This is a genomic window from Pseudolactococcus piscium (genome assembly GCF_002441695.1).
Taxonomy (GTDB): Bacteria; Bacillota; Bacilli; order Lactobacillales; family Streptococcaceae; genus Pseudolactococcus; species Pseudolactococcus piscium.
Window position 1 is genome coordinate 1 of sequence record NZ_JXJW01000072.1, and the last position, 336, is coordinate 336.

Consider the following 336-nt stretch of genomic DNA (forward strand, 5'->3'; position numbering starts at 1 on the left):
CTTTCAGCTACCAAGTCCTGAAAAATTAGTCGACATGACTGCAGTCTATGATTCACGAATTTATGAACGGCAAGTTCATAATAAGGATTTTCTAACCGTATCACTCGGTAGGTGTGATGCACCCTCAAGTCTAACGATCGAAACAGATGTCAATGATAAGGATTTAAGTCATGAGGCGAAACATCTTAAAACCTTAGCCAAACAATTTTCGACACAAAGACAGGTCCCTACGGCAATCAGTTTGCTAGATCAGACACTCGGACTCGTTGGTGCACAAGACGTCCTTACGACCAGTCTTGAAAACTTACTTTTCCAAACTGCATTTTTCCATTCTTA

1 protein-coding gene is annotated in these 336 nt (G+C 40.8%); it reads left to right on the forward strand.

What is annotated here, in order from left to right:
• The coding region (locus RU86_RS12235) for a hypothetical protein (protein ID WP_179296298.1) at positions 1-336 on the forward strand (336 nt) is incomplete at both ends.